At 65.5% G+C, this 16,106-nt stretch carries 10 protein-coding genes; 5 read left to right on the top strand and 5 right to left on the bottom strand.

Annotated features, from left to right (window positions below; all coding sequences use genetic code 11):
- The 3 genes from ACLV8F_RS13865 to ACLV8F_RS13855 all read right to left on the bottom strand — a co-directional run bounded on the left by ACLV8F_RS13865 (position 1) and on the right by ACLV8F_RS13855 (position 4,368).
- Positions 1 to 783 (bottom strand): IclR family transcriptional regulator, encoded by a 783-nt coding sequence (locus ACLV8F_RS13865; protein WP_411884787.1) that lies wholly within the window; start codon positions 781 to 783, stop codon positions 1 to 3.
- Positions 784 to 792: 9 nt separating this feature from the next.
- On the bottom strand, positions 793 to 1,614 hold the full coding sequence (locus ACLV8F_RS13860; protein ID WP_411884786.1) for a VOC family protein: 822 nt from the start codon (positions 1,612 to 1,614) through the stop codon (positions 793 to 795).
- A 417-nt stretch (positions 1,615 to 2,031) separates the two neighbouring features.
- On the bottom strand, positions 2,032 to 4,368 hold the full coding sequence (locus ACLV8F_RS13855) for an ATP-dependent DNA helicase (RefSeq protein WP_411884785.1): 2,337 nt from the start codon (positions 4,366 to 4,368) through the stop codon (positions 2,032 to 2,034).
- A 300-nt stretch (positions 4,369 to 4,668) separates the two neighbouring features.
- On the opposite strand from ACLV8F_RS13855, the gene ACLV8F_RS13850 reads away from it, so the two are divergent.
- From ACLV8F_RS13850 to ACLV8F_RS13840, 3 genes are all read left to right on the top strand, one after another.
- Positions 4,669 to 5,616, top strand: a complete 948-nt coding sequence (locus ACLV8F_RS13850; RefSeq protein ID WP_411884784.1) for a DedA family protein/thiosulfate sulfurtransferase GlpE — start codon at positions 4,669 to 4,671, stop codon at positions 5,614 to 5,616.
- A 328-nt stretch (positions 5,617 to 5,944) separates the two neighbouring features.
- On the top strand, positions 5,945 to 11,095 hold the full coding sequence (locus tag ACLV8F_RS13845) for a PAS domain S-box protein (protein WP_411884783.1): 5,151 nt from the start codon (positions 5,945 to 5,947) through the stop codon (positions 11,093 to 11,095).
- Between the two features lie 440 nt (positions 11,096 to 11,535).
- A complete protein-coding gene (locus ACLV8F_RS13840) occupies positions 11,536 to 13,086 on the top strand; it encodes an ABC transporter substrate-binding protein (protein ID WP_411884782.1) in 1,551 nt (516 codons plus the stop codon).
- A gap of 89 nt (positions 13,087 to 13,175) precedes the next feature.
- On the opposite strand, the gene ACLV8F_RS13835 is transcribed toward ACLV8F_RS13840, so the two are convergent.
- A complete protein-coding gene (locus ACLV8F_RS13835; protein WP_411884781.1) occupies positions 13,176 to 13,553 on the bottom strand; it encodes a hypothetical protein in 378 nt (125 codons plus the stop codon).
- 433 nt (positions 13,554 to 13,986) lie between these two features.
- Here ACLV8F_RS13835 and ACLV8F_RS13830 point away from each other — a divergent pair, with 433 nt between their 5' ends.
- Positions 13,987 to 14,364, top strand: a complete 378-nt coding sequence (locus tag ACLV8F_RS13830; RefSeq protein WP_411884780.1) for a VOC family protein — start codon at positions 13,987 to 13,989, stop codon at positions 14,362 to 14,364.
- Between the two features lie 16 nt (positions 14,365 to 14,380).
- Here the strand turns inward: ACLV8F_RS13830 and ACLV8F_RS13825 are convergent, their stop codons facing one another.
- Entirely contained in the window at positions 14,381 to 15,208 is an 828-nt protein-coding gene (locus tag ACLV8F_RS13825) for a hypothetical protein (RefSeq protein ID WP_411884779.1), read from the bottom strand.
- Positions 15,209 to 15,470: 262 nt separating this feature from the next.
- Between ACLV8F_RS13825 and ACLV8F_RS13820 the strand changes: the two genes are divergently transcribed.
- On the top strand, positions 15,471 to 16,106 hold a 636-nt coding region (locus ACLV8F_RS13820; RefSeq protein WP_411884778.1), incomplete at its 3' end, for an MFS transporter.

The raw sequence follows: 16,106 nt of genomic DNA, 5'->3' as shown, positions 1-16,106 counted from the left end.
TCATGGGGCTTCCGTTTTTTTGGTGGCGCGGGCTTTGTCGCGCTGGTCCTGCAGCCGGCCCTCCATGCGGCCGGCCGCGCTTTGCAGCCGCGCCAGCGTGGCCTTGCGCGCGGCGGCTGTGAGCCCGGCCGCCGGCATCACCACGCTGAGGCTGCCCAGCAGGTGCTCGCCGTCGCGCAGCGCCACGGCAAAACCCACGGCGTCGGAATCGACCTCGCCCTCGGTGATGCAGTGGCCGACCTCGCGTATGCCGCGCAGCACCTTGCCCAGTTGCGCATAGTCGTCGGGCAGGCCGGCGGCCACCAGGGTCTTGCGCTCGGCCGCCCAGAGCTGCTTGAGCTGCGCGGCCGGCAGGTAGGCGAGGATGATCTTGGACGTCGCGCCGCGGTACAGCGGCATGGCGCGGCCACGCTCGTAGCTGACGGAGAGCGCCGGGTTTTTCCCCTTGACCTGGTGGATGCACATCACCTTGCTGCCGTGGAAGCGGCACAGCAGCACCGTGCCGCCGGTCTGCTCGGCCAGCTTGGCGGGCAGTTCGTCGGCAGCCTCCAGCAGCGGGTCGGCCAGGCGTATCTGCCGGTCCAGCTCCACCACCATGGGCCCCAGCACGTAGCCGCGGTCGGCCACGCGCTCCAGCAGGCCGGCGGCGGCCAGCTGGCCCAGGTCGCGGTAGACGCTGGCGCGCGAGACCCCCAGTTCCTGCATCAGCCACTCGGGCGTGATGACGGGCCGCTCCAGCTTGAACAGCCCGAGGATGCGCAGCATGCGGTTGGTGCTCGCCATGGTGTTGTTCTAGCTGCGCAGGATGGCCTTGCCCCAGAGGTTGAGCGTGCGCTCCTCGTGCGGCCAGGTGCCGGCGGGGCGGCCGGGCGCGCAGTGTTCGATCTCCGAGGAAATCTCGGCCAGGTTGCCGTCGGGGTCGCGCACCATAAAGAACACGTCGTTGCCCGGGCCGTGGCGGCCTATGCCCCAGACGATGGGCACCTTGAGCGCCGCCATGTGGTCGCCCCATTCCTTCATGCTGGCCCAGTCGGGCGCTTCAAAGGACTGGTGGTCGAAGCAGGCGGCCGGCGCGAAGAACAGGGCCAGCGCATGGTGCAGCGCGTCGGTGCGCAGGAAGCAGGCGCGCAGTGTGCCTTCCGGGTCTTTCACCGCGTCCGACAGCACAAAGCCCAGCTGCTCCGTGTAGAACGCCAGCATTGCCGGCAGGTTGGGCGTGCGCAGCGCGAAATGCTGCAGCGTGGCGGGCGGAAGCGGCGTCGCTTCGGTAGCTGCAAGGTTGACGGGCGGTGTGAACACCACGAGGTTGCCGTCGGGGTCTTTGAGTGCGATGGCTTCGCCGGTGAAATCGGCCGGTACCGTCTGCTGCGGCAAGCCCTGAACGCGCGCCGCAAAAGCCTGCCACGCGCCGGCATCGGCCAGGGCGTAGTGGGCGTAGCGCAGCTGGTTGGCCGGGCCTTCGGACAGGCGCAGTTCACGCCCCGGGCCGCGGCACACAAAGCCGCTCGCCGCGGGCGCCATCGCCATGCCGTAAGTGGCGCTGTAAAAGCGCGCGGCCTGCAGCGGGTCGGGCGAATAAAGGTGAAGGCATTGCAGCGCGGCTTGCGGTTCCATGGGGGCGGCTCTCGGTGTGAATCGGCGCCTCCACTGTCGCCGCGGCTTTGCGTGCTGTCAAACCTGAATCTCAATAGATGAGATTCAGCCGACACATCAACAAGGGGATATGGGTGCCGTCCGTGCGGCGCAGGCCTGCAAGCGGCCGCCTTTGTTACTACACGCGCGTCAGCCATCCCCTACTTGCAGCAGGCCTTCAGGCTGGCATCCCGGGCCTGCCGCGAGACCTACATTGAAGTTGTGTCTTAACTCACCACCTACCTAGGAGAAACAAATGCCCATCATTGCCTGGCTACTCGGCGTCCCCCTCAGTGTCGTTCTGATTCTCATGTTGCTGGGCGTGTTTTAGGCCCCGCATTGACGGCCTTCAGGCCGTTCAAGCAAAAGCCCGCGGATGCGGGCTTTTTTATGGGCGGCTCACAGCGCGGCGGCGGGCTCCTTGCGCCGGGCCCGCAGCCGTTGCACCTTCCACCAGCCTGGCAGCAGGCTTTGTATTTCAGGCCGGGTGAAGCGGTCATCGATCAAATAGACCACGCCGCGATCGGATGTGGTGCGTATCACCCGCCCGGCCGCCTGCACCACCTTCTGCAGGCCGGGATAGAGGTAGGTGTAGTCATAGCTTTGGTCCACACCGAAGTTCACACCCATGCGCTCCTTGATCTGCTCGTTCACCGGGTTCATCTGCGGCAGCCCCAGCGTGGCAATGAATGCGCCTATCAGCCGGTCGCCGGGCAGGTCTATGCCTTCGGCAAACGAGCCGCCCAGCACGGCAAAGCCTATGCCTTTGGAGTCCGGCGTGAAGCGCGCCAGGAAGGCGTCGCGCGCAGCTTCTTCCATGCCGCGCGTCTGCTCCCACACCGGAATGTGCGGGTAGCGCTGCCGGAACAGCGTCACCAGCTTTTGCAGGTAGTCGTAGCTGCTTAAAAACGCCAGGTAGTTGCCGGGCTGGCCTTCATACTGCCGCGCCATCAGGTCGACGATGGGCGAAAGCGAATCGTCCCGGTGCTGGAAACGCGTGGAGACGTCGCTGACCACCGAGACCTGCAGCTGCTCGGCCAGGAAGGGCGATTCGACTTCCGTCCACACCGTGCCGGCCGGCAAGCCCAGCGTGTCGGCATAGTAGTTCTGCGGGCTCAGCGTGGCTGAAAACAGCGCCGCCGACTGCGCGGCCGCAAAGCGCGGCGCCAGGAAAGGCGCCGGCACCACGTTGCGGATGTTGAGCAGCGCGAGCGGCTGGCCCAGCGCCTGGCCGAAAGTGCCCGGCCCCGTGTCGGCTTGCAGGGTCACGTCAAACAGCGAATGCTCGCCGAAGGCCTCGGCCATGCGCGAAAAATGCAGAGCCTCGAAATAAAAGTCCTGCAACTCGCCGTCCACGCGTGTTGGGTTGGCCAGCAGGAAGTCGGTGATCTGCGTCAGCGCCTGGCCCAGGGTTTTCAGGAAAGGCGCGGGCAACTCCGGGTGGACCTGGTAGGGCTCGTCCTGGTATTGATGCAGCTCCTGCAGGCTGCGGTTGAGCCGCTCCAGCACGCCGCGCACGGCTCGCGGCGCGCCGGCGTGCACCTGCTGCAGCTGCGCCTGGCTCAGCGTGGCCGAATACATTTTTCGCGCGCGCTCCACCAGGTTGTGGGCCTCGTCCACCAGCACGGCCACGCGCCACTGGTTGCCCACAGCCTGGCCGTGCAGCAGGGCGCTGGTGTCGAAGTAGTAGTTGTAGTCGCCCACCACCACGTCCGACCAGGTCACCAGTTCCTGGCTCAGGTAGTAGGGGCACACATGGTGGGCCAGCGCAAGTTCGCGCAGCGCGGCCTTGTCCAGCGGGCCCTGCGCGGCGGCATGCCGCACGGCGGCGCTGCGCGCCTGCGGCAGGCGGTCGTAAAAGCCCTTGGCCAGCGGGCAGGCGTCGCCATGGCAGGCCTTGCCGGGGTGTTCGCAGGCCTTGTCGCGCGCCACCAGTTCGAGCACGCGCAGCGGCAGGGCCTGGGTGCTGCCCTTGATGCGGTCCAGCGCGTCCAGCGCCAGCCGGCGGCCTGGTGTTTTTGCGGCGAGGAAGAAGAGTTTGTCGAGCTGCTTTTTGGGCACGGCCTTGAGCAGCGGAAACACCGTGCCGATCGTCTTGCCTATGCCCGTGGGCGCTTGCGCCATCAGGCAGGCGCCGGCCTGCGCGGTTTTGTAGACGGCCGCGGCGAGTTCGCGCTGGCCGGGCCGGAAAGCGGGGTGCGGGAATTCGAGTGCCGTCAGCGCCGCATCGCGCGCCTGGCGGTGCGCGAGCTCCTGCGTGGCCCAGGCCAGGAAGCGTTCGCACTGCGCCTCGAAATATTCCTTGAGCGCGGCGGCCGTGAAATGTTCGGTCAGCGGCGTTTCCTGCGTGCTGGCCACGTCGAAGTAGACGAGGGTCAGGTTGATGTCGGGCAGGTTCCGTTCGGCGCACAGCAGCCAGCCGTAGATTTTCAGCTGCGCCCAGTGCAGGTGCCGGCGGTTGTGGGCCATGGCGTGCAGGTCGCCGCGGTAGGTCTTGACTTCCTCCAGCTGGTTCTCGTCGGGGTCATAGCCGTCAGCGCGGCCGCGCACCGTCAGCGCCTTGTAGTCGCCCTCCAGGCCGACCTCGGACTGGTAGGACTCGCCACGGCGCGACGCAACCAGCGCATGCCCGGCCATGCCTTCCTGGGCGGAAGGCGAGGGCGTGAAGCGCAGGTCCAGGTCGCCATGCTTGGCCGTGAACTCGCACAGGGCGCGGACGGCTACGAGGTATTTCAATCGGGGTCGCTCTCTGGATAGCGGGAATGGGAGTAAGGAGTTCATGGTAGCGCAGGCGCCGCGCACCACGCTTGGCCCTTCCCCGATTTAACTCCCTCTCCCTCTGGGAGAGGGCGGGGGTGAGGGGCCAACGGCCAACGAAAAAAAACCGCTGTGAAGCTTCAAACGCCGCCGGCCCTCATCCCCGCCTTCTCCCAGAGGGAGAAGGGGTAAAACAGCGCCGGCCGTTTACCTGAAGGCTTCAGCCGTCTACATTTGAAAGCCGGGTCAAACGCCTGACGAACAGCTAAACGGAACCCCATGGACCAAATCATTGTGTGGCTGGAGCATTACGGGCTGGCCGCCGTTTTCCTCAACATCGTGCTGGAGCAGCTCGGCCTGCCGATTCCGGCCTACCCGGTGCTCATCCTCACCGGCGCCCTGAGCTTCAACGGCCAGTATTCGGCCGGCGGCCTGCTCGCCACGGCGGTGGCGGCCTGCCTGATCGCCGACAGCGTCTGGTACTGGGCCGGCCACCGCTACGGCAGCCGCGTGCTCAAGACCCTGTGCCGCATTTCGCTATCACCCGATTCCTGCGTGCGGCAGACCGAGTCCATCTTCACGCGCTGGGGCGTCCGGTCGCTGGTGCTGGCCAAGTTCATCCCGGGTTTTGCCTCGCTGGCCACCGCGCTGGCCGGCCGCACCGGCGTGCCCTTCGGCCGTTTCCTGTTTTTTGACGCGATAGGCGCTGCGCTTTATGCCGGCGTGGGCCTGGCGATCGGCATGGTGTTTCACGGCGCGGTGGCCGACGTGCTGGCGGTCTTCGAGCAGCTGGGCCGCATCGGCTTGATGGTGCTTGTGGCGGCTTTCGCGCTCTTCATTGCGCACAAATGGTGGCAGCGCCAGCGCTTTTACCGCCAGCTGCGCATGGCGCGCATCACGCCGCATGAACTGGTGCAGCTCACGCAGGGCGGCGGGCCCTCGGTGATCCTGGATGTGCGCACAGAGCTCGGCCGCGGCGACGGCGGCATCATCCCGGGGGCGCTGCTGTGGTCGGACCCCGACCGCAAGATGGCCACGCTGGACCTGCCGCACGACGTGGCCGTGGTGGTGTACTGCGCCTGCCCCAATGATGCCTCGGCCGCGCAGGTCGCCAGGCGCCTGATGGCGGCGGGTTTCAGGAACGTGCGGCCCCTGCATGGCGGCATAGACGCCTGGCAGGCGGCCGGGCTCGCGCTCGAATATCCGCGGCCGCCGGCGGCCGGCTGAGCCTGCCAGGTGGCCACCAAGGGGAAAATGCGGCGGCGCAGGCCTGATTTTCTATAGTCCTTTAGTATGCAAATGCCGGGCATGATGTGACTGGCTGCACCTAAAAGAGAACAGGGTCTTGTCCTATGGTGCATTTTCTTGCCGCCCAACACACTGCGAAGGCGGGGCGCCATGCAAAATACGACAAGGCGCCTCGCCTTTGCCAAGAAAGTTACCCGCAGCGCATGAATTCCCGATCGCCAGGCGCGCCGACCGCAGCCCACCGCCAGCATGGTTTGCCGGAATTGCCCGCCGCCATGACCTTCTGCCCGTGCACCGAGCGGGGGCTATGGTGAAAAGGGATGAAACCCTGGCCCAGGCCAACGAGCGCCTGCAGGCCGAGGCGCTGGCGCTGGCCGCGGCCAATGAGGACCTGGCACGGGAGCTCGCCCAGCAGCGAAGCGCCGTCGCCGAACTCAAGGACGACGTGCAAAGCCTGCGCAGCCTGGCGTCGATTTCGGCGGACTGGTATTGGGAGCAGGACGCCGATTACCGCTTCACCGATTTCAGCGCCGAACGCAGCGTCGCCGCCAGCCTGCCGGACACCGGCCTCAATGGCGCCATCGGCAAATGCCGCTGGGAACTGAGCGGCGCCTATCCCCTGAGCATGTCCTGGGACCACCACCGCGCGGTGCTGGAGGCACGCCAGCCCTTCCGCGATTTCGAATACATCCGGGTGCTGGGCGACGGCGTGGCGCATTATTTTTCCGCCAGCGGCGTGCCGGTGTTCGACAAGCACCATGCCTTCACCGGCTACCGCGGCACGACGCGCGACACCACCGTGGCCAGGCGCATCGAGGAAAAGGAGCGCAAGGCCGCGCGCTTCCTCGACGACGTCGTCGACAACATGCCGCTCGCGGTGCACCTGAAGTCGGTGCACGACGGCCTGCGCGTGGTGGCCTGGAACAAGGCGGCCGAAAGCCTGTACGGCATACGCCGCGAGGACGCCATGGGCCGCACCGTGCACGACCTCTGGCCGACGGAGCACGCCGACCGCATCAACGTCTCCGACGTGGAGGTGGCCAACACCGGCGTCATGCAGGACTTCCCAGACCGCGCCATCATGACGCGGGACCGCGGCACGATACGCGTGCACATGCGCAAGCTCCCGCTCAAGGACAGCAGCGGCCGGGTCACCCACATCCTCATCACGACCGAAGACATCACCGAGCGCCTGGCCGCCGAGGACAGCCTGCGCAGCAGCCAGGAGCGCTTCAGGAGCCTGACCCAGCTGTCCTCCGACTGGTATTGGGAGATCGACGAGCAATTCCGCTTCACCCGGCTGTCCGGCGGCGCGACCGAGAAAGCCGACGTCGCCGTCGGCAACTACCTCGGCAAGGCCCGCTGGGAGATCGACGGCACGCGCCGCAACCGCGGTATCTGGATGGCGCACCGCGCCCAGCTCGAGCGGCACGAGACCTTCCGCGATTTCGAATACGAGTACGAGCACAAGGACGGCCGCGTGCTGGTGTTCAGCATCAGCGGCGAGCCCGTCTTCGACGCCGCCGGCCGCTTCACCGGCTACCGCGGCGTGGGCACCGACATCACCGAGCGCAAGCAGACCGAAGTCGCGCTGCGCACCAGCGAGGCGCGTTTTCGCACCGTGGTCGAGGCCCTGGCCGAAGGCGTGGTGCTGCGCGATGCCGACGGCAAGATCATCGACTGCAACGCCAGCGCCGAGCGCATGTTCGGCAAGAGCCTGGCGCAGATGAAGGGCCTGCCTTCGGCCGCGCTGGACTGGGAGCGGCTGCGCGAAGACGGAACGCTGATGCCCGAAGTCGAGTGGCCCAGCGTGATCGCCAGGAAAAGCGGCCAGGCGCAAAGCAACGTGGTGCAGCGCTACCGCAGGCCCGACGGCAGCACCTTCTGGGGGCTCATCAACGTGCAGCCGCTGTTCGAGGGCGGCAGCGCCACGCCGTCGGGCTTCGTCACCTCGGTTGCCGACATCACCAAGCGCAAGCAGGCCGAGGTGGAAATCGTGCGGCTCAACGTCGACCTGGAAAACCGCGTGCTGCGCAGGACGGCGCAGCTGGAGGCGGCCAACAAGGAGATCGAGGCCTTCTCGTACTCGGTGGCGCACGATTTGCGAACGCCCCTGAGCACCATAGACGGCTTTTGCGCGCTGCTCGAAAAAAACATGCCGCCCGGCGCCGGCGAGCGCGCGCTGCATTTCCTGGAACGCATACGCAGCAGCGTGCGGCGCATGGGCGAACTCACCGACGGGCTGCTGTCCCTGGCGCGCCTGTCGCGCACCAGCCTGGTCTGGGAGCCGGTGGACATCAGCGCCGAGGCGCTGCGCGCCGTGCGCCGGCTCCAGGGCGCCGACGCCACGCGCGACGCCGGTTTCACGGTCGAGCCGGGCATGGCGGCGCGCGGCGACCAGGCCCTGATCAGGCAGGTCCTGGAGAACCTGATCGCCAACGCCTGGAAGTTCAGCGCCAAGAAGCCGCGCACCGAGATCACGGTGGGCCGGCAGCCCGGCAAGGATTCCCAGCCCGTGTTCTTCGTGCGCGACAACGGCGCCGGCTTCGACATGGCGTACGTCGACAAGCTGTTCGGCAACTTCGAGCGCCTGCATTCGCCCGACGAATTCGCCGGCAGCGGCATAGGCCTGGCCACGGCCAAGCGCATCATCGACCGGCACGGCGGCAGGATCTGGGCGCAGTCCGCCGTCAGCGAGGGCAGCACCTTTTATTTCTCGCTCGGCGGCGACCAGTCCGGCACGGGCGCCGGCACCCAGGGCCTGCCTTCCGAAGACGTGTCGAGCTTCGCGCCGCTGGAGGCCGTGTCGGACACGCCCTTCAGCAGCGACAACGACGCCTTCATGCTCAACGACTCGCAGTTCAGCAACGCGTTCGAGCACGCCGCCATCGGCATGACGCTGATCGGCATCGACTCGCGCCGGCTCAAGGTCAACAACGCTTTTTGCCAGATGCTGGGTTATTCGGAAGCGGAGATGCTGGCGCGCACCATCCACGACCTGACCCATCCCGACGACATCGAATGGGACCTGAAACAGCGCCAGCGCGCGCTGGCCGGCGAGATCGAGTCCTTCCACGTCGAGGAGCGCTACATCCACAAGGACGGCCACGTCGTGTGGGGCTATATGAGCTGCTCCCTGGTGCGCGACGCCGACCGCAAGCCGCTGCGTTTCATCGCGCAGATCCAGGACATCACCGAGCGCAAGGAGACCGAGCAGGTGCTGCGCGAGAGCGAAGAGCGCTTTCGCGCGCTCACCGCGCTGTCGTCCGACTGGTTCTGGGAGCAGGACGAGAATTTCCGCTTCGTCGAGGTGTCCGGCGAGACCACCAATGCCTCGAGCATCACCAGCGCGGCCTACGGCAAGACGCCCTGGGAGCTGGACCACGTGGGCATGAGCGACGCCGTCTGGGCCGAGCACAGGGCCTTGCTGGAGCGGCACGAGGTGTTCCGCGACTTTGAAAGCATACGGCGCGACGCCCACGGGCGCGTCCGCTACCTCAGCATCTCCGGCGTGCCCATCTTCGACGCCTCCGGCAAGTTCACCGGCTACCGCGGCACGGGCCGCGACACCACCGAGATGCGCCGCGTGACCGAGGCCTTGCGCGCCAGCGAATCGCAGCTGCGTGAAGTCACCGACACCGTGCCGGCCTGGATCACTTTTGTCGACGTCGACCAGCGCCTGCGCTTTTACAACCGTGCCTACCAGGAGGCCCTGGGCCTGGCGCCGGAGAAGCTGCAGGACAGGCCCCTCGCCGAAATCCTGGGCGGCGAAATCTATGAGGTCATGCGCCCCCGGGTCGAAGAGGTGCTGCGCGGCTACCCGGTGGTCTATGAACGCTCGCAGAAAACCGCCCGCAGCGGCACGCGCGACTTCATGATCCATTACTTCCCGCGCTATGGCGACGGCGCCGACGAGGGCAAGGTGGTCGGCTTCTACTCGCTGGCCAACGACATCACCGAGCTCAAGCGCATAGACCGCATGAAGAGCGAATTCGTCTCGACGGTCAGCCATGAGCTGCGCACGCCGCTGACCTCGATACGCGGCTCGCTGGGCCTGATCTCCGGCGGCGTCGCCGGCCAGCTGCCCGATGCCGTCAAGACCCTGGTGGGCATCGCCAAGAGCAATTGCGAACGCCTGATCCGCCTCATCAACGACATCCTGGACATCGAAAAAATCGAATCCGGCAAGATGACCCTGGACCTGCAGGTGCTGGAGCTCAAGCCCCTGCTGGAGCAGGCGCTGGCCGCCAACGAGGGCTACGGCACCTCGAAAGACGTGCACCTGAACCTGCACTGCCCCGAGGAAGACCTGCTGGTCAGGGCCGACAACGACCGCCTCACGCAGGTCGTGACCAACCTGCTGTCCAACGCGATGAAGTTCTCGCCGGCCGGTGGCGTGGTCGACATCATCGTGGAGCGCGTCGAGTCCGGCGTGCGCGTCGAGGTGCGCGACAGCGGGCCGGGCATTCCCGAAGATTTCCGCAAGCGCATCTTCCAGAAGTTCTCCCAGGCCGACTCTTCCGACACGCGCCAGAAAGGCGGCACCGGGCTGGGGCTGAACATCTCGCGCGCCATCATCGAGCGCCTGGGCGGCAGCATTGGCTTTGAAACGCGCACCGGCGCGGGCACCACCTTTTACTTCGAGCTGCCGCAATGGGTGGAGCCGCCGCCCACGCGCCCGGTCGAGATGAGCGGGGACAGGCCGCGCGTGCTGGTCTGCGAAGACGACCGCGACATCGCCCGCCTGATCGCCATGATGCTGGACAAGGGCGGCTTCGACGCCGACCTGGTCTTCAGCGCCGAACAGGCCATGGTCCAGATGGAGCAGCAGTATTACGCCGCCGTCACCGTCGACCTGACGCTGCCCGGCCAGGACGGCATTGCGCTGATACGCCAGCTGCGCGAGCGGCTGCTCACGCGCGACGTGCCCGTCGTCGTCATCTCGGCCTGGGCGGCTGAAGGAAAAATCCAGTTCAACGACCAGTCGCTGACCGTGTCGGACTGGCTGGAAAAACCCATCGACGAAAACCTGCTGGTGCTGGGCGTGCGCCGCGCCATCGAGGGCGCGGTGGAAAACCGGCCGGTCATCCTGCACGTCGAGGACGACCCCGACATCCAGCGCATCGCCGCCACCATCGCGCAGGACTTCGCGACCTTCGTCTTCGCGGCCACGCTGCAGGAGGCGCGCGCCAGGCTGGCAAGCCAGCCTTTCAGCCTGGTGCTGCTGGACCTCAACCTCGGGGAAGAATCGGGCTGGGATTTTCTGGACGACATCGAGGCCCTGCAGTCGCCGCCGCCGGTGGTGATTTTTTCCGCGATGGAAGTCAGCCGCAGCCAGGCCGCGCGCGCCGCGGCCGTGCTGGTCAAGGCCAAGACCTCCAACCACGAACTGCTCGACACCCTGAGGCGGGTGCTCGGGCTGGCGCTTCCGCCGGAGTCGGTGCCGCCGTTTTCCTGAGCGCGGCGTTTATCCGCGGAGAGAAATTTATCCGCAGATTACGCAGATTTGAAGAGAGAGAGAGAGAGCCTTGCATTCAAGGTTTCCTTTCTTGCCTCCATGCGTCGCTGCATGGGTTCACATCTGCTGGTCTTCATCTGCGTAAATCTGCGTAATCTGCGGATTGAAATTCTTCGCTTATCTGCGGATCACGCAGATAAAAGACGAGGCATCGGGACTCACCCTGCTGGTTTCAAAAATCCATCCCACGCTCATGTAATTCGGCCGCGCCATGCAGCGGCCCAGCCTCCAGGTATTCCCGGTTTGTAATGCAATTACCCGACAAACGGAAATTTAATTTCAAACTAAAGTCATGAATGTCAGGGTAATCACTTACATAATCTCACAAATCGGGAAATATCCTACAAATTCTGAAAATTACTTTCACATAGGAGTGCCTCATGGCTAACCGCTTCCACACGCGCCGGCTGCTTCCGGCGCTGGTACTGGGTCTTATTGCCGCTCTGGGGGCCATCCCCGCGCTGGCGCAAACCAGCCCCTCGGCGGCCAACCTCGCCATGGTCGGCGAGCCGCCTTCGCTGGACCCGATGCAGGCCACGACCGACCTGGTCGGGACCATCATGCAGCACGTCTATGAGCCGCTCTACACCTTCGACGCCAAATGGAACGTGGTGCCCATGCTGGCCGAAGGCATGCCGCGCTTCTCGGCCGACGGCAAGGTCGTCACCATCACGCTGCGCAAGGGCGTGAAACTGCATTCGGGCCGCACGCTCGACGCGGAAGACGTGGTCGTCAGCCTCAAGCGCTGGATCAAGGAAGCGCCGCGCGGCAAGGCCGTGGGCAAGGAAATCATCGAGCTCAAGGCGCTCAACGACATCACCGTCGAACTCACGCTGAAGTCGGCGTACGCGCCGCTGCTCGCGCAGCTGGCTCTGCCCAGCGGCATGGCCGCCATCATGGCCAAGGAAGCCGTGCAGATCCCGCTGCGCGACTTCGTCGGCACCGGCCCCTACAAGTTCAAGGAACGCCGCACCGACCAGTACGTGGTGCTCACGCGCTTTGACGGCTACACCTCGCGCAAGGAACCGGCCAACGGCTACGGCGGCAAGCGCGAGGCCTTCATCGAAGAGCTGCGCTTCATCCCCGTGCCCACGCCCAACACGCGCGTCGAAGGCGCCATGTCCGGCCAGTTCCACTTCGCCGACCTGCTGCCCATAGACGCGCTGGCCCGCCTGGAAAAAGCCGGCGGCCGCGCCACCGCGGTGATCACGCCGGCCTTCGGTTTCCCTTACCTGGTGTTCAACACGCGTGAAGGCATCAACGCCAACAAGGGCATGCGCCAGGCCATCCAGACCGCCATCGGCCCCGGCGAGATGATGGCCGCCGGCTTCGGCGACACACGCTTCTTCACGGCCGAAGCCAACCACTTCCCGACAGGCTCGCCTTACTACTCGGCCGCCGGCGCCGAGAGCTACAACCAGCGCGACCCGGCCAAGGCCAAGGCGCTGGCCGAAGCGGCCGGCTACAAGGGCGAGACGGTGCGCATCCTGACGAGCCGCCAGTACGACTTCCACTACAACATGGCCGTGGTCATGGCCGAGCAGCTCAAGCGCGCCGGCATCAAGGCCGAGCTCACCGTGGTCGACTGGGCCACGCTGGTGCAACGCCGCAACGACTCCGCCGCCTGGGACATCTACGTCACGCATTCGGGCCTGCTGCCCGAACCCATGCTGTCGCCGCCGCAGCTCGGCGACGGCGCGCCCGGCTGGTGGAACACCCCAGGCAAGCAGGCCGCGCTGCTGGAGTTCAACCACACGCCGGTGCCCGCGAAGCGGGGGCCAATCTGGGGCAAGGTGCAGCAACTCGTGTATGACGAAGTGCCTTACATCGACATCGGCAAGTTCAACAGCCTGTCGGCCAAGTCCACCAAACTGGAAAACTACCAGCCCGCGCTCTGGCCCTTCTTCTGGAACGTGAAGCTGAAGAACTGAACGTCATCAGCAATCAGAAACGCAAAAGCCGTGCGGCCACAAGCCGCACGGCTTTTTTTATTGAACCAGACTGAAGCTGGTGCGACTTGTCAGGGCTGCCGGCTGCGATTCATGGCGTTGTTGAATTCCTCCGGCGAGAGGAAGTTGTCCTTGTTGACGTCGGCCTCGTCAAAGTGTTTGGAGACACCGCGAAAGTTCGAGGCCTCGTCGCGGCTGACCTTGCCGTCGCCGGTCTTGTCCATGAACTTGAAGGCGCGTTCCAGGTCTTTCGCGTCGTAGGCGGCTACCGGCTGGGCCGGCGCGGCGGTGGGCGTCGCTGCCGGCTCCGCCGTCTGGGCCTGCGCCTGCGTGGCCAGCAAGGCCGCCACCGTGCCCAGGGCCAGCAAGGAGCCCAGCATCAGCATGCGGGTGCGTTTCAGGCTGGAAAGTGTTTTGGCGGAAGTGGTCGTTGTCGTGGGCTGTTTCATGGGCTTCCTGCGTAAGTAAGTCATAGCAATCATTGGATGCTACTCCCGCCTCCAATGCCAGTGTTTTTGCAGGGTGTTGCGCCGGTTTACATCGGGGCCCGCGCTGGACACACTTCTTTGCGCGATAGGCCCGTGCCAGGGCTTGAATTGGAGGAAAACGGCGCTATGGGCTGATGCCATTCTTGCTCCTTCCCCCTCTGGGGGAAGGTTGGGATGGGGGCCGGTGGCGCTGGACTGCATGACCGGCTTTGGATGTGGAGGCTGGGGAGCCCCCATCCCTGCCTTCCCCCAGCGGGGGAAGGAGAAAGAGAAGAGAGCGCCGCGCACGAATGTGGACAGCTCTCGCGTGACAACACAAAAGAACATCTTCCCGCACTTGTCCGATTGACAAGCCCGGCCGCCGCCTGAAACATGGGCATGAAAGGAGACCCCCATGCTCGCCAACCGAAACGCCATGGCTACCATCGCCGTCAAGGACCTCGCCGCCGCGAAGCAGTTCTACGGAGGCACACTGGGCCTCACGCAGCAGGAAAGCGGTGAAGAGGATGTGCTCACTTACCAGAGCGGTACCGCCATCGTCCTCGTTTACGTCTCGCAGTTCGCCGGCACCAACCAGGCGACTTCCTGCACCTGGAGTGTGGGCGACGAGTTCGACACCATCATGAAAGCGCTCAAGACCAAGGGTGTGGTCTTCGAGCACTACGACATGCCCGGCATGACGCTGCAGGGCGACGCGCACGTCGCCGGCGACTTCAAGGGCGCCTGGTTCAAGGATCCCAGCGGCAATATCCTGCACATCCTGAACCAATGATTCCCTGGATTCCTTGTTAGAAGCGCACCTTCAGGAAAGCCGACGGCCCCTTGAGCTTGACGCGAAAGCGCGCGTTGCTGTCGTCGCGGTGGATGTCGATGTCGGTCAGGCCGTAGTCCAGCACCACGCCGACGTTCTTTGCCGGGAACCACTCCACGCCCACGGCGGCGTTGTAGATCTCGCCGCGCGCCCGGCCGCCGGTTTTTTTCACGCCCGAGGCGTCGGCAAAGAGGCGCAGGTCCGGCGAAATCGCGTGCCTGAGGCCCACCTCCAGCAACGGCGCCACGGCGTCGTCGCTGTCGCCCTGGCGGATGCTGCCGGTGCTGCCGTTGATGGACGCCGTCGCGCTGAGGTCCAGCCCCACGCGGTAGTAGGCCGCGCCCAGGCCCAGGCCCAGCACCGTGTTGCCCGAGCCCAGCCACCACTTGTAGGCCAGCTTGGCGAAGTCCACCTTCACGTCCAGGTTGGCCGTGCCCGTGGTCGTCACGGTGCCGCTGCCCACGTTGAAATTGCTGGCCAGCGAATCCGAATAGCCGCGCTTGAACTGGTAGTAGTCGAAGGACAGGCCCTGGCTGTCGAACAGCAGCACGTCGGCCTTGATGCGCGGCATGGTCACGCTGCTGCGGTTCACGTCGCCTGAATCGAGCCGGCCGAAGTTGGTGTTCACAGACGCGTTGAAGGTCGGGTCGGCGTGAAAGGCGCCTATGGAAAAACTCGCGCGGTCCAGCGCGGGCGAGGGCTCGGCCAGTGCTGGCAGTGCGGCGCCGCCCAGAAAAAGGGCCAGGGCGGAAAGTCCCGACAGCCTGGCAATCCTGCCGTCGCGGGGCGAGTGAGTCATCAGCATGAAATTGATCCCAATGGCAAAAAGCGGCGTGCTTCAAAGGCGGGTGTTTTAAAAATGCCGCAAAGGCTCCCGTTTCCTGACCCATAAATTAGCCAGCACCTGCCGGACTTTGTATCCGCCAAAATCCGGTGCATTTGTAGGACACGGCGCGGCGCAATCGCGTTAACATGCGCCGCCAAGAATCGTTTTCGCGCCGCAACGACCTGAACCTGACCTGATTTGTTTGACAACATTCATCGATGAAACAGAGGAGAAACCGCCCATGAAACAACACATGGACAGCCGCAAGCGCTGGTGGGCCCTGATGGTGCTGTGTCTCGGGGTGCTGATGATCGTGCTCGACACCACCATCGTGAACGTGGCCCTGCCTTCCATACGCACCGACCTGCATTTCACCGAGACCTCGCTGGTCTGGGTGGTCAACGCCTACATGCTGACCTTCGGCGGCTTTTTGCTGCTGGGCGGCCGGCTCGGTGATTTGTACGGCCACCGGCGGCTTTTCCTCGCGGGGCTCACGCTCTTCACTGTCGCCTCGCTGGCCTGCGGCATCGCCAATTCGCAGGCGCTGCTCATCGTGGCACGCGCGGTGCAGGGCCTGGGCGGCGCGGTGGTGTCGGCGATTTCGCTGTCGCTCATCATGAACCTCTTCACCGAGCCGGCCGAGCGCGCCAAGGCCATGGGTGTCTACGGTTTTGTCTGCGCCGGCGGCGGCAGCATAGGCGTGCTGCTGGGCGGCGTGCTGACGGACTCGCTGAGCTGGCACTGGATCTTCCTCGTCAACCTGCCCATAGGCGCTGCGGTCTTCGCGCTGTGCCTTTTGCTGCTGCCCGGCGGCAAGGGCCAGGCCACGGGCGCGAAGCTGGACGTGGGGGGCGCCGTCACCGTCACCACCTCGCTG

It is taken from the genome of Polaromonas sp. YR568, assembly GCF_943369675.1.
Lineage (GTDB): Bacteria > Pseudomonadota > Gammaproteobacteria > Burkholderiales > Burkholderiaceae_C > Polaromonas.
Note: the sequence above shows the minus strand (reverse complement) of the source record. Positions and strands in the feature narration are given on the sequence as shown.

Coding starts and splice junctions, on each gene's coding strand:
- ACLV8F_RS13850 (WP_411884784.1), top strand. CDS start 4,669: ATGGACCAAATCATTGTGTGGCTGGAGCATTACGGGCTGGCCGCCGTT.
- ACLV8F_RS13825 (WP_411884779.1), bottom strand. CDS start 15,208: ATGCTGATGACTCACTCGCCCCGCGACGGCAGGATTGCCAGGCTGTCG.
- ACLV8F_RS13840 (WP_411884782.1), top strand. CDS start 11,536: ATGGCTAACCGCTTCCACACGCGCCGGCTGCTTCCGGCGCTGGTACTG.
- ACLV8F_RS13865 (WP_411884787.1), bottom strand. CDS start 783: ATGGCGAGCACCAACCGCATGCTGCGCATCCTCGGGCTGTTCAAGCTG.
- ACLV8F_RS13860 (WP_411884786.1), bottom strand. CDS start 1,614: ATGGAACCGCAAGCCGCGCTGCAATGCCTTCACCTTTATTCGCCCGAC.
- ACLV8F_RS13835 (WP_411884781.1), bottom strand. CDS start 13,553: ATGAAACAGCCCACGACAACGACCACTTCCGCCAAAACACTTTCCAGC.
- ACLV8F_RS13845 (WP_411884783.1), top strand. CDS start 5,945: ATGGTGAAAAGGGATGAAACCCTGGCCCAGGCCAACGAGCGCCTGCAG.
- ACLV8F_RS13830 (WP_411884780.1), top strand. CDS start 13,987: ATGCTCGCCAACCGAAACGCCATGGCTACCATCGCCGTCAAGGACCTC.